Source organism: Novispirillum itersonii (assembly GCF_014205675.1).
Lineage (GTDB): Bacteria > Pseudomonadota > Alphaproteobacteria > Rhodospirillales > Rhodospirillaceae > Novispirillum > Novispirillum itersonii_A.
Genome location: NZ_JACIIX010000014.1, coordinates 104420 through 117025, shown reverse-complemented (window position 1 = coordinate 117025; position 12606 = coordinate 104420). Strand labels below are relative to the sequence as shown.

Annotated in this window: 10 protein-coding genes, 2 tRNA genes and 1 pseudogene; 9 read left to right on the top strand and 4 right to left on the bottom strand. The window is 63.3% G+C overall.

The annotated features are described in order from the left end of the window. Window positions 1-145: pseudogene (locus FHS48_RS20255) on the top strand (IS630-like element ISSpo6 family transposase); the annotation flags it as partial. A 27-nt stretch (window positions 146-172) separates the two neighbouring features. Here FHS48_RS20255 and FHS48_RS16625 read toward each other — a convergent pair. Beyond that, window positions 173-961 (bottom strand): EAL domain-containing protein, encoded by a 789-nt coding sequence (locus tag FHS48_RS16625; RefSeq protein ID WP_184265080.1) that lies wholly within the window; start codon window positions 959-961, stop codon window positions 173-175. 167 nt (window positions 962-1128) lie between these two features. Here FHS48_RS16625 and FHS48_RS16620 point away from each other — a divergent pair, with 167 nt between their 5' ends. The 8 genes from FHS48_RS16620 to FHS48_RS16585 all read left to right on the top strand — a co-directional run bounded on the left by FHS48_RS16620 (window position 1129) and on the right by FHS48_RS16585 (window position 9242). Then, a complete protein-coding gene (locus FHS48_RS16620; RefSeq protein WP_184265078.1) occupies window positions 1129-1743 on the top strand; it encodes a GbsR/MarR family transcriptional regulator in 615 nt (204 codons plus the stop codon). A 33-nt stretch (window positions 1744-1776) separates the two neighbouring features. Further along, entirely contained in the window at window positions 1777-3123 is a 1347-nt protein-coding gene (locus FHS48_RS16615; protein ID WP_184265076.1) for a cytochrome ubiquinol oxidase subunit I, read from the top strand. A 19-nt stretch (window positions 3124-3142) separates the two neighbouring features. Further along, complete coding sequence (locus FHS48_RS16610; RefSeq protein ID WP_184265074.1) at window positions 3143-4150, top strand: cytochrome d ubiquinol oxidase subunit II; 1008 nt, start codon at window positions 3143-3145, stop codon at window positions 4148-4150. A 237-nt stretch (window positions 4151-4387) separates the two neighbouring features. Then, a complete protein-coding gene (locus FHS48_RS16605) occupies window positions 4388-6136 on the top strand; it encodes an acyl-CoA dehydrogenase (protein ID WP_184265072.1) in 1749 nt (582 codons plus the stop codon). A 289-nt stretch (window positions 6137-6425) separates the two neighbouring features. Beyond that, entirely contained in the window at window positions 6426-6887 is a 462-nt protein-coding gene (locus FHS48_RS16600; protein ID WP_184265070.1) for a hypothetical protein, read from the top strand. Between the two features lie 187 nt (window positions 6888-7074). Continuing rightward, window positions 7075-8838: an SLC13 family permease gene (locus FHS48_RS16595; RefSeq protein WP_184265067.1), complete on the top strand. Its 1764-nt coding sequence runs from the start codon at window positions 7075-7077 to the stop codon at window positions 8836-8838. A gap of 91 nt (window positions 8839-8929) precedes the next feature. Further along, a tRNA-Met gene (locus FHS48_RS16590) sits at window positions 8930-9006 on the top strand. A 159-nt stretch (window positions 9007-9165) separates the two neighbouring features. Further along, window positions 9166-9242 (top strand) — tRNA-Met (locus tag FHS48_RS16585). Window positions 9243-9309: 67 nt separating this feature from the next. On the opposite strand, the gene FHS48_RS16580 is transcribed toward FHS48_RS16585, so the two are convergent. Genes FHS48_RS16580 through FHS48_RS16570 form a run of 3 tightly spaced genes read right to left on the bottom strand, consistent with a single transcriptional unit; the run spans window position 9310 to window position 12480 of the window. Next, window positions 9310-10428, bottom strand: coding sequence for an ABC transporter substrate-binding protein (locus FHS48_RS16580; protein WP_184265065.1), 1119 nt, complete (start codon window positions 10426-10428; stop codon window positions 9310-9312). Then, entirely contained in the window at window positions 10428-11819 is a 1392-nt protein-coding gene (locus FHS48_RS16575) for a sensor histidine kinase (RefSeq protein ID WP_184265063.1), read from the bottom strand. Before FHS48_RS16575 ends, FHS48_RS16580 begins: the two co-directional genes overlap by 1 nt. Continuing rightward, entirely contained in the window at window positions 11806-12480 is a 675-nt protein-coding gene (locus FHS48_RS16570) for a response regulator transcription factor (RefSeq protein ID WP_184265061.1), read from the bottom strand. The genes FHS48_RS16575 and FHS48_RS16570 overlap by 14 nt, the downstream gene beginning before the upstream one ends. Between the last annotated feature and the right edge of the window lie 126 nt (window positions 12481-12606).

The following is a 12606-nucleotide window of genomic DNA, read 5'->3' as shown; positions in this document are numbered from 1 at the left end:
CTTCGCCAAACTCAAGGCTCATCTCCGCCGCATCGGGGCTCGAACCATCAGCGCCCTATGGCAAGCCGTCGGCAGCATCTGCGATCTCTACTCTCGCGACGAATGCTGGAATTACCTCAAGCATGCAGGATATGTATCAGATTAAAGGCTCGATGCTCTAAAAGACACATCCTCAGGGACAGACCAGATCCCAGTGGATCTCGCTGTCCGGGCACAGGCGTTCAATCTGCGGGCGGGCAAAGAAAAAGCCCTGAAAGCGGTGAACCCCCATGCCGACCAGATGGCAGGCCTCTTCCGCCGTCTCCACCCCTTCGGCCACCACCGACATCCCCAGTTTCGCAGCGATCAGCAGCACCCCGGAGACCACCGCCTGCCGGGAGGGGTCGGTGTGGATCCCGCTGATCAGCATCCGGTCAATCTTCAGCACATCGGTCTGAAAATCGGCCAGTAACGACAGCCCGGCATATCCAGCCCCGAAATCATCAAGGGCGGTCATGAAGCCATGACGGCGATAGGTATCGACGATGCTGCGCAGATGCCCACGGTCAACGATCTGCTCATCCTCGGTGAACTCAAAGGTGATCTGATCGCGGGGAAAGCCGTGCTCCGCTGCCGCCGCCAGCGTCACTTGCAGGCAGGCTTCCGGGTGGTAAACCGCATTGGGCAGAAAGTTGATGTTCAGCCGCCGGTCGAGTCCCAGCCGGGAGGCCAGTTCAATCGCCCGCACCCGGCAGGCCTGATCAAAGGCGTAGCGGTTGTCTTCCGTCACCTGCGCCAGCACCCATCCGGCACCCTGCCCCTCCGGCCCCCGGACCAGCGCCTCATAGGCATAAATCCGCCGTTCGCGCACATCGACCACCGGCTGGAACGCCATGGTAAACTCAAAGGGCGGCGCGCTGCCGCAGCGACCACCACAGGGACGGGCCCCGGGGGCAGCAGACATGGTCAGCGTGTCGGTCATCAGGAAACTCCGGGAAAAATCGAACAGCCCCACTCCACTATAGTGCAGATTCGGCCCCGACCAATCCCTGACATTGCCCCGTCGCACAATCCATAAAAATTCTATGGTTGAAGGAAATTCTGGAATTTCTATAATTTCACAAATTTCTGAAATTACGGAAACACCCGATGAACCTGCCGCCGCTGATCCAGACCTTCGTGCTCCACTTCGGGGAAATGGGCAGCCGCTGGGGCATCAGCCGCACGGTCGGCCAGATCTATGCCCTGCTGTTCCTGTCGCCTGAACCGCTGAATGCCGACCAGATCGTGCAGCAGCTGGGATTTTCGCGGTCGAATGTCAGCATGGGGCTGAAGGAACTTCAGGCGTGGAATCTGGTGCGCCTGCAACACCTGCCCGATGACCGGCGGGATTACTTCACCACCCCCGGCGACCTGTGGGAAATCCTGCGGACTCTGGCGGAGGAGCGGAAGAAGCGCGAGGTGGATCCGACCCTGACCATGCTGCGCGACGTGCTGATGCAGACCCCCTCCACCGATGTGGAACGCCATGCACAGGCCCGCATGCAGGATATGCATGACCTGATTGAACTGCTGACCCGCTGGTACGATGACATCCACCGCATCGAACCGTCGCGGCTGGCGCAACTGCTTTCACTGGGGGCGAAGGTCCAGAAGATCTTCGAGGTGAAAGACTGGCTGACCGGCGGAGGCCCGGAACGGACAGGCAGGTCCGTTCCCGCCGCCCCGGCCGATACTGGCGACACGACGGACACAACCCGCTGATCCGACGCCTCGCCCTCTCCGGAGGGATCACCTATGGACGCCCTTGTCCTCGCCCGGATTCAATTCGCGGCGAACATCTCCTTTCACATCCTGTTTCCGACCATCACCATCGCGCTGGCGTGGATCCTGCTGTTTTTCAAGGTGCAGTACAGCCGCACCGGGGAAAGCCGCTGGATCGACTGTTACAGCTTCTGGGTCAAGGTGTTTGCCCTGTCGTTCGCCCTTGGGGTGGTGTCCGGCATCACCATGTCGTTCCAGTTCGGCACCAACTGGCCGGGCTTTATGGAACGGGTCGGCAACGTGGTCGGCCCCCTGCTGTCCTACGAAATCCTGACCGCCTTCTTTCTGGAAGCCGCCTTCCTCGGCATCATGCTGTTTGGCCGGTCCAAGGTGCCGTCATGGCTGCATACCCTTGCCACCGCCGTGGTGGCGGTCGGCACCTTTCTGTCCGCCTTCTGGATCCTGTCGGCCAATTCGTGGATGCAGACCCCGCAGGGCCATGAAATCCGAGATGGCGTCGCCCATGTCGCCGACTGGATGCAGGTGATCTTCAATCCGTCATTCCCCTACCGTCTGGCGCATATGCTGCTGGCCAGCTTCCTGACCGGGGCCTTCCTGATCGCCGGTCTGTCGGCGTGGCGCTGGCTGAAGGGCGACCGGTCCGATGCCGTCCGCACCGCCCTGAAAACCGGGCTGGTCCTTGGCGCGGTGCTGATGCCGGTACAGATTGTCGCCGGAGACATGCACGGCCTGAACACGCTGGAACACCAGCCGCAGAAGGTCGCGGCCATGGAAGGCAACTGGGAAACCGGCAGCAAGGTTCCGCTGCTGCTGTTCGCGCTGCCTGATGAGGCCAGCCGCAGCAACCGCTTTGAAATCGGCCTGCCGGGAGTCGCCAGCCTGATCCTGAAGCATGACCCCAACGGGGTGGTGCCCGGCCTGAATGACTACGTCGGCAATCATCCGCCGGTGGCCCCTGTCTTCTGGTCATTCCGGGTGATGGTCGGCACCGGCATGGCGATGCTGCTGGTGTCATGGGCAACGCTGTGGCACCTGCGCCGCCGCCGGGGCGACCTCTCCGGCCTGATGGCGAAGGTTCTGGTCGGCATGACCTTCTCCGGCTGGGTGGCAACACTGGCGGGCTGGTATGTCACCGAAATCGGCCGCCAGCCGTGGCTGGTGACCGGGGTGCTGCGCACCGCCGAGGCGGCCTCCGCCGTGCCACCCGCCCATATCGGGCTCAGTCTGGCGGTCTATCTGCTGACCTATGCCGGGTTGCTGGTGGCCTATATCGGCACCCTGTTCCATCTGGCCGGAAAAGCCGCACAGCCGGGCTCCGCCGCCCCGTCCCCCACCCTTGCGCCGCTGCCGGCGGAATAACCGGACGGAGGATCTGACCATGGATACCTTTCTGAACGCCCACAGCCTGCCGCTGATCTTCACCGCCCTGATGGCGGTGGCGGTTCTGGCCTATGTGATTCTCGATGGCTACGATCTTGGCATCGGCATCCTGCTAGGGCTGGCCCCCGATGCCGAAAAGGATGTGATGATTGCCGCCATCGGTCCGTTCTGGGATGCCAACGAAACCTGGCTGGTGCTGGCGGTCGGGCTGCTGCTGGTGGCCTTTCCGATGGCGCAGGGGGCGATCCTCGGCACCCTGTATCTGCCGGTTCTTGTGCTGCTGATCGGCCTGATCCTGCGCGGTGTTGCCTTTGATTTCCGCACCAAGGCCCGGGCCGGGCACAAGCAGCGCTGGAACCGCCTGTTCGCGGTGGGGTCCATCGCCGCCACACTGGCGCAGGGCTACATGCTGGGGCGCTTCATCACCGGCCTGACATCATCAGCTACCGCCGAAGCCTTCTCGGCCCTGACCGCGGTCTGCCTGCTCGCCGCCTACGCCCTTCTCGGGGCCGGATGGCTGATCCTGAAGACCGAGGGCCCGCTGCAACGTCGGGCGCTGGGCTGGGCCCGCCCGGCCCTGATCCTCAGCGCCATCGGACTGGCTGCGGTTTCGGTGGTGACGCCGCTGGTCAACCCGATGGTGGCGGACCGCTGGTTCAGCCTGCCGGAATTTCTGCTGCTGGCCCCGGTACCGCTGATGGCGGCGGCCCTCTGTCTCGGGCTGTTCCTGCTGCTGCCGCGCCTGCCCCGGCAGGATGACCGCTGGTGCTGGCTGCCCTTTGCCCTGACGGTCGGGATCATCGCCCTCGGTTTTCTCGGGATCGCCTACAGCTTTTTCCCGTGGATCGTGCCGGGACGGATGACCGTCTGGCAGGCTGCCAGCTCGCCGGAAGCCCTGATGGCCATTCTGGTGGTGGCCGCCCCGATCCTGCCGGTGATTCTGGTCTACTCGCTGTTTTCCTATCGGGTGTTCTGGGGAAAGACCGGAGCCTTGCGCTACGATTGATCCCGCCGGGCCTGCCTGCCCGGCCCACCCGATGCACGCCGCCCGATCCCCCATCGGGCGGCGTGTCTGCTTTTGTCTGTATCTGCTTTTCTGGACCCCATGCGGAATACACCTGCCGGGATTGCGGCAATGTCACTTGCGCAATGCAGCATATTCCCGCACTGTGGAGACGGGTTAAAGAGCACTTAAACATACCGTGCCTGCCCCTTGCGCCACACCCGTCCTGGAGGAAACACCATGGCGACCTACGCCGCCCCCCTGAAAGATATCCAGCTTGCCATGCAGATCGCCGGTCTGAAGACCGTCGCCGCCCTGCCCGGCTATGAAGAAGCCACCGACGACCTGATCGCGGCGGTGCTGGAGGAAGCCGGACGTCTGGGTGCGCAGGAACTGGCCCCCCTGAACAAGGACAGCGACAGCTTCGGCGTGAAGCTGGACAACGGTGCCGTCACCGTGCATCCGGCCCTGAAGGACTTCTACACCCAGCAGTATCTGGAAGGCGGCTGGAACGCCCTGCCGTTCTCCCCCGATTACGGCGGGCAGGGCCTGCCGTGGCTGGTCGCCGCCGCCGTTCAGGAAATCTGGCAGTCCGCCAACATGGCCTTCGGCCTGTGCCCGATGCTCAATCAGGGCGCGGTGGACCTGCTGACCGAACATGGATCGGACGAACAGAAAGCCCTGTACCTGCCGAAGATGATCTCCGGCGAGTGGACCGGCACCATGAACCTGACCGAGCCGCAGGCCGGGTCCGACCTGTCTCAGGTCAAGACCCGCGCGGTGCGCGACGGCGATCATTACCGCATCACCGGCACCAAGATCTTCATCACCTATGGGGATCACGATCTGACCGACAACATCATCCACATGGTTCTTGCCCGCCTGCCGGATGCGCCGGAGGGGGTGAAGGGGATCTCCCTGTTCATCGTGCCGAAGGTGCTGGTCAACGCCGATGGCAGCCTTGGTGCCCGCAACGATGTGGTCTGCGCCAGCCTTGAACACAAGCTGGGCATCCATGCCAGCCCGACGGCGGTGATGAGCTTCGGCGAAACCGACGGGGCGATCGGCTATCTGGTCGGCGAGGAGAACAAGGGCCTCGCCTATATGTTCACCATGATGAACAACGCCCGCCTCAACGTCGGCCTTCAGGGCTATGCGGTGGCGGAACGCGCCACCCAGCATGCGGTGTCCTACGCCAAGGAGCGGATCCAGTCGCGTCCGGTGGTCGGGGCCTTCTCCGGCGGCGCGCCGATCATCAACCACCCGGACGTGCGGCGCATGCTGATCAGCATGAAGGCACAGGTGCAGGCCGCCCGCCTGCTGACCTATACCGCCATCGCCACCCTCGACGTATCGATCAAGGCTGCCGATGCCGAAACCGCCAGCCGTGCCGCCAACCGCGTCGCCCTGCTGACCCCGCTGGTCAAGCTGTGGGGCACCGAAATCGGCGTCTCCGTCGCCAGTGAAGGGGTGCAGGTGTTCGGCGGCATGGGCTTCATCGAGGAAACCGGGGCCGCCCAGTTCTACCGCGATGCCCGCATTGCCCCGATCTATGAAGGCACCAACGGCATTCAGGCGGCGGACTTTGTCGGCCGCAAGGTGCAGAAGGACAAGGGCGCGGAACTGCTGGCGCTGGTGGCCGATCTGCGCGCCGGACTGACCGGCCTTGACGCCGGGCTGACCGCCGCCCTCAACGCTGCCCTTGACCGGGTGGAGCGTACCGCCGCCTTCATCACCGCTGCGGCCCCGGCGGATGCCTATGCCGCCTCGGTTCCATTCTCCCGCCTTGCCGCCATGGCGGTCGGGGGCTGCCTGCTCCTACAGGCCGCCGACGCCGCCAAGGCCGACAGCGACCCGCTGTATGCGCAGGAAAAGCAGGTGGTGGCCCAGTACTTCATCCGGCATCTGCTGCCGCAGACTGCGGCGCTGGAAGCGGAAGTTCTGGCCGGGGGTGACGCGGTGATGGCCCTGCCGGTCGATGCCTTCTGATCCATCGGATCCCCGTCTCTGACCGGAAAGGGCTCTTCAGGAGCCCTTTCTGCTGTTCAGCCGGGCGGCATCCACACTCCTCTGTTGCTCCTGACCGAACAATCCACAGCGTTCCGACACAATCGGCGGGGAAATCCCCTGCCGGTGTTGAGAATGCTTGCAAGCTACCGCAGCGCACACCATGATCCGCTCTCAGGCTGCTGCCCTTCCTCCGCCGCTCCGCCCCCTCTGAGCTGGCCTGTCTGGGGAAGACAGCCCTTTCTCTGCCCCACAGACCGAGTTTCCGATCATGTCCCTGTCTCCGTCCCGCATGACCCGTGGCACCCGGCTGCTGCTGATCAGCCTGCTCGCGACCCTGATCGTCCTGACCGGCGGTGGAACCAAGGTTGCGCTGGACCTGCGCGACCGGAACGCCCGGATCACCGCCCTTGAGGCGGAGCTGGAGCAGACCCGGCAGCGGCTGGCCGCCACCGAGGTTTCCCTGAGCGAACGCAGCACCCAGCTGGCGGTGACGGAGAAAGAAAAGGCAGACCTGACCAAAAAGCTGGACGCCAGCTATGCGGCGGTCAGCGTCGGCGGCCGGGTTGATTTTCCGGTGCTGCGTGGCATGGCCCGCGAGGGTGATACCGTCGCCACCTTCGCCAAGCGGGAAGGCACCACCCCGGACGTGGTACTGGCCCTGAATCCGTGGCTGAAGGGCCACAAGGGGCCGCTGGCTGACCGTGCCTCGCTGTGGATCCCCAAGCGCTGAGTCCCCATCGCCGGTTGTTGTGAAAACTTTAATTATAAGCCTGATCAAACCCTTCCATAGTCTGGCCTTATGGTTTCATTTGCCAAGCCGGGCACGGATGCGTTAAGCCGGTTATGACACGCCCGTGCCGCCCCGTGCGGCACCCCGCGGGGGGATGGGGGCAACCGTCCGTAACCGGGAGAACCGGATGACATTGACTCAGGGTCTGGCCCTTGCCGTTCTGGCAGTTACCATCGGCCTGTTCATCTGGGACCGTCTGCGCTACGACGTTGTAGCGATGCTGTCCCTTCTGGCCGGAATTGCCACCGGCATCGTACCGATGAAGTCCGCCTTCAGCGGCTTTGCCGATCAGGTGGTGATCGTCATGGCCTCGGCTCTGGTGGTCAGCACCGCCCTCGCCCGCTCCGGCATTGTCGAACGGCTGACCCGCCCCCTGCAAAGCCGCCTGACCACCCCGGATACCCAGGCGGCGGTTCTGGTCGGGGCGGTGACCTTCCTGTCCGCCTTCATGAAGAACATCGGGGCGCTGGCCCTGTTCATTCCGGTTGCCCTGCGCCTGTCGAAACGGGCGGGATTTTCCCCGTCTCTGCTGCTGATGCCACTGGCCTTCGGGTCCCTGATCGGCGGCCTGATCACCCTGATCGGCACCTCCCCCAACATCGTGATCTCCCGCATCCGCGGCGAAGTGACCGGCCAGCCGTTCTCGATGTTTGATTACGCCCCGGTCGGCCTTGGCATTGCCGTTCTGGGCGTGGTGTTCCTGACCTTCGGCTGGCGGCTGCTGCCGAAGGAGCGTCAGGCCCGGGCCTCCGCCGAGGACCAGTTCCAGATCGAGGATTATCTGGCTGAGGTGCAGATTCAGCCGGGGTCAGCCCTGATCGGCAGCACGGTCTCCGATATTGAGCGGCTGTTTTCCGAAGGGGCAATCACGGTTGCCGCCATCATCCGCGATCAGGGCCAACGCTATATCCCCGGCGAACACTGGGAGTTCTCGGAAGGCGATATCGTGGTGCTGGAAGGGGATCCGGTTGCCCTGAAGTCCTTCCTGTCCAACGCCGGTCTGTCGCTGCTGGAACAGGCGGAGGGCCGCCCGGCCAAGTCCTCCTTCGTCTTGCAGGAAGCGGTGATCAGCCCACATTCTCTTCTGGTCGGCACCAATCAGGAGAAAGTGCATATCCGCTCCCGCTTCGGGGTCAATGTGCTGGCGGTCAGCCGGGGCGGACGGCATCTGGTCTCCCGCCTGCGGCAGCTGGAGTTTCAGGTCGGCGACGTCCTGATGATCGAAGGGCCGGAACAGACCGTTCCCACCGCCCTTCAGGCCATGGGCCTGCTGCCGCTGGCCCAGCGCAATCTGGCGATGGAACGCAAACCGGCCCTGATGCCGCTGCTGATTCTGGCGGTGGCGATGGTGGCGATGGCGCTGGAAGTGGTGCCGGTCGCGGTCGGCTTCTTTGCCACCGCCGTGGCAATGATCGTCACCGGCTCCATCACCCCCCGCGAAGCCTACGAGGCGGTCGACTGGTCACTGGTGGTGATGCTGGGGGCGCTGATCCCGGTCTCAGACGCCGTGCAGGGCACCGGAGCCTCCGACCTGATCGCCGGTGGTCTGGCGCAGGTGGCACACATGCTGCCCTCCATCGGTGTCATCGGCCTGATGATGCTGACTGCCATGGCCCTGACCCCGTTCCTGAACAACGCCGCCACCGCGCTGGTGATGGGGCCGATCGCCGCCAGTCTGGCCATTCAGCTTGGCATCAATCCCGATGCGGTGCTGATGGCGGTGGCGGTCGGGGCCGCCTGCGACTTCCTGACCCCGATCGGGCACCAGTGCAACACGCTGGTGATGGGCCCCGGTGGCTACCGTTTCGGCGATTACTGGCGTCTGGGATTGCCCCTGACCTGTCTGGTTCTGGTGGTCGGGACCATGCTGATTGATCTGGTCTGGACCTGACAGACGGCAAAATCAAACTGTCACTTTTCGGTCTTGACACTGGTTTTTGCCCCGATTATAAGGGCGCTCCCACCACGGTGGGGCCGGTTACGGCGGAGTAGCTCAGTTGGTTAGAGCACGGGAATCATAATCCTGGGGTCGGGGGTTCAAATCCCTCCTCCGCTACCAAATATAAAAAGCAGGTCTTCGGGCCTGCTTTTTTCTTTTCAGCCCTTCCACGACCCGCCACCGACGAAACACCGGAAGACTCCGGCCGTGAATTTTTCGTCTTTACAGCACGATAGGGAGCGATTATAAGGGCGCTCCCACCACGGTGGGGCCGGTTATGGCGGAGTAGCTCAGTTGGTTAGAGCACGGGAATCATAATCCTGGGGTCGGGGGTTCAAATCCCTCCTCCGCTACCAAACACAAAAAAGCAGGTCTTCGGACCTGCTTTTTTGTGTTTCAGGCCCGGCCCATCTGGGCCACCCCTCATTCATAATTGGACCATACAGGCCCGGCCTGAAGCGACCGTGAGTCCACCATGATCGCGGTCCAGTCGGCGATAAAGCGGTCCCGCCCCAACTTATCCTGCGTCACCAGCAAGGATGGCCCGATCCTGATCGGCCGCCCGACCCCCGACCCCAGCGGTGACGGCGGTAGCGTAATGCCAGAAACCTGAGGATCCTCCCACGGAAAAGAAATACCCTCCTTCTCCGCCGTCGCCTTCCCCTGCGGGGACAACAGATAATCGAGAAACCGCCCGCCCAGATCCCCTGATCCCGCATATTTCGGCAGCATGGCCCCCCGGCTGAGAATATGGGTGTAGTCCCGCATCACGCTGATCCGCAGCTTAGGATTCCGCCGCTGTGCCGCGTAGGCGTAGGAGCCAAGAATATTGTAGCCGATGAACAGCCGCCCGGCCTCAACCTCGCGCAAGACCTCGGAGTTACAGCAGTACAGACCGGCCTCAACCCGGCTCATGCTTTCAACCAACCGCCCATAGATCGTCGGGGCCAGCTGAGAATCCAGATAGGCCAGCAGATAGCCGATACCCGATGCCCGCAGGTCATAGGTGCCGATCCGGCGGAAAAACACCGTCGGTTTACGGCGCAGCAAGTCTGCCAGATCGGCATGGGACCGCGGCACATCTTCCGGATCAACAAAATCACTGTGGTAAATCAGCACCGCCGGTTCATGCGTGAAGCCGTACACCTCGTTCCGCCACTGCATCCAGTCCGGCACCGGATCGGTCAGGGCCGAACGGTGCGGGCGGGCACAGCCATCATTGGCCAGCCGGACCAGATGATCGACCGAGGACGACACCAGAACATCGGCGATACTCTCCCCCCGACGGCAGGCGGCATCGGCCTCTTCATACAGGTCGTTGGTGACGTAATCGGAATACTCCACCGAGACGCCGGGGTTCTCGGCCTGAAACCCATTGATCAGCGGCAGGATCGCCGTCGTATCCATCGCTCCGATAATCTTCAGGCGTCCGCTCTCCTTCCCCGGTGCCGGAAAGGACGATGTCACCCCTTCAGCAGCGGAGGCCGACAGCGGGGCGGCCATCATCAGGCCGAACGCGGCCCACAGAACCGGAAGGCGCATCAGTCCCGCTCCTCCTGCCACAATGGAATCGTCAGCAACACGCTGAAACAGCGGTCCGGCAGCTTCTCGCGGAAGCCGATCTCGCCGCCATGGGCGGTGGCGACCTCCACGGCGATGGAAAACCCCAGACCGGTACTGCCTTCGCTGGCCTTGGTGGTCATGAAGCGCTTGACCACCAGCGGCCATTTTTCCGGCGGAATCCCCGGCCCGTCATCGGTGATCTCCACCTGTGCCCGGCCTTCAGCCACCCCGACCCGCACCGCCAGCAGGGCCACGCTGCCATGGCACAACGCGTTGGAGATCAGATTGACAATCGCTTCCCGCAGGCTGACCACATCGCCTGCCACCCACAGCTGCGGCTGGTCAGCTTCAAACGACACCACGATATCCGGGTTGACGGTGATCGGGATCGCCGTGCGGTACGCCTGCCGGGCAATCAGCACCAGATCAACCTTCTCCAGATTCACCGTACTGGCCCGGTGAATCACCATGGCATGGCTGAGCAGCTGACCGGTCAGGCGGGAGAGTTCATTGGTGCGGGTGCGGATCCGTTCCACCGACTGCAACCCTGCCGGAGACACCTCCCGCTCATCCAGCATATCAATCTGGGCCGACAGCGCCGTCAGCGGGGTGCGGATCTGGTGGGCCGCGTCGGCGATAAAGCGTTGCAGCAGGACCACCCGCTGATCCAGACGCTCCATAAAATGGTTGATCGACCCCAGAAACGGCCGCAACTCCTTCGGGGCATTCAAAGTCAGCGGTGTCAGGTCCTGCGGATCGCGGCGGGAAATCATCTCGCCCAGCGCGGTGATCGGCTGAAGTGAGTAGCGGACCGCCAGAATCGTCGCCGCCAGCGCCAGCGCACTCATCAACGCCACCAGCAGCATGGCCCGCCCGGTGATTTCCTGCGTCAGCTCGCTGCGGGCAGCGGTGGTCTGCGCCACCAGCACATAAGCCCAGCCGGACAGCGGCGGGTCTGACAGCACCCGGGAGACCACCACCAGCCGCACCGGGGTGCCGCGGTACTCGTCATTCAGGAACACCGGTTTCTGGCGGGCGGCGGTGTAATCAATATACCCGGCCAGATCGCCGTAGCCGGTCAGGGTCTGCCCTTCGGTATCAATCAGGCGGTAGAAAATCCGGTCTTCCGGGGCCAGACCCAGCATCTCAAACGCCGACTGCGGCAGGCTGGCGGTCAGCTTCCCGTCTTCAATCGACAGGCTGCCCGCCATCTGTAATGCCGCCCCCAGCAGCAGGTGATCAAAAGTCTGGTTGGCGGCACTGCGCCCGTAATACCACGCGGCGGAAATCATCAGCGCCGCCCCGAACGACAGGATCAGCGTCACCCGCAGCGCCAGACGGCTGAACAGCGATGTTTCATGCCGTATCATCGGGCACCATCTGATAACCGATGCCCCGGTGGGTGATGATCCGCACCCGGGCCCCCTCGATCTTTTTGCGCAGACGGCTGACATACAGCTCGATCGCATTGCTGTTGACGGTTTCGTCAAAGCCATAGAGCTGATCCATCAGATCCGCCTTACTGAACATCCGCCCCGGCCGCGACGCCAGAATCTCCAGAATGGTGATCTCCCGCCGCTTCAGCTGAATTTCCCGGTTGCCGACCCGCACTGACCGGCTCTGACGGTCAAGGATCAGGTCTCCGCAGGCAATCACGTTGGTGGCATCGCCGCCCCGGCGGCGCAGCAGCACCCGGACCCGGGCTTCCAGCTCGCGGAAATCAAAGGGCTTCACCAGATAATCATCAGCCCCGAGATCCAGCGCCCCCACCCGGTCCTCCACCTCCGACCGTGCGGTCAGGATCAGCACCGGCATGGTTTTCCGCGAGGCCCGGATCCGCTTCAGGATCCCAAAACCATCCAGCCCCGGCAGCATGACATCCAGAATCACCAGATCGTAATCGGTGAAATCGAGAATATCCGCTGCCGCCTGCCCGTCGGTTTCCCAGTCAATGACATGACCGGTGGTTTCCAGACGGCGCCGGATTGCCTCCCCGACATCGCGGGTATCTTCGACCAAGAGAATGCGCATGCCCCGACCATAGAGCAAAGATCCACCGTCCGGCAAGACCGCCATCCGCATAACGCTTACCTGTCATGCGACAGGGGCATAGGTGACAGCATGATGACAGGTTCGGGGGGCAGTCTTTTTTCCAGC

Coding starts and splice junctions, on each gene's coding strand:
- FHS48_RS16625 (WP_184265080.1), bottom strand. CDS start 961: ATGACCGACACGCTGACCATGTCTGCTGCCCCCGGGGCCCGTCCCTGT.
- FHS48_RS16620 (WP_184265078.1), top strand. CDS start 1,129: ATGAACCTGCCGCCGCTGATCCAGACCTTCGTGCTCCACTTCGGGGAA.
- FHS48_RS16615 (WP_184265076.1), top strand. CDS start 1,777: ATGGACGCCCTTGTCCTCGCCCGGATTCAATTCGCGGCGAACATCTCC.
- FHS48_RS16610 (WP_184265074.1), top strand. CDS start 3,143: ATGGATACCTTTCTGAACGCCCACAGCCTGCCGCTGATCTTCACCGCC.
- FHS48_RS16605 (WP_184265072.1), top strand. CDS start 4,388: ATGGCGACCTACGCCGCCCCCCTGAAAGATATCCAGCTTGCCATGCAG.
- FHS48_RS16600 (WP_184265070.1), top strand. CDS start 6,426: ATGTCCCTGTCTCCGTCCCGCATGACCCGTGGCACCCGGCTGCTGCTG.
- FHS48_RS16595 (WP_184265067.1), top strand. CDS start 7,075: ATGACATTGACTCAGGGTCTGGCCCTTGCCGTTCTGGCAGTTACCATC.
- FHS48_RS16580 (WP_184265065.1), bottom strand. CDS start 10,428: ATGCGCCTTCCGGTTCTGTGGGCCGCGTTCGGCCTGATGATGGCCGCC.
- FHS48_RS16575 (WP_184265063.1), bottom strand. CDS start 11,819: ATGATACGGCATGAAACATCGCTGTTCAGCCGTCTGGCGCTGCGGGTG.
- FHS48_RS16570 (WP_184265061.1), bottom strand. CDS start 12,480: ATGCGCATTCTCTTGGTCGAAGATACCCGCGATGTCGGGGAGGCAATC.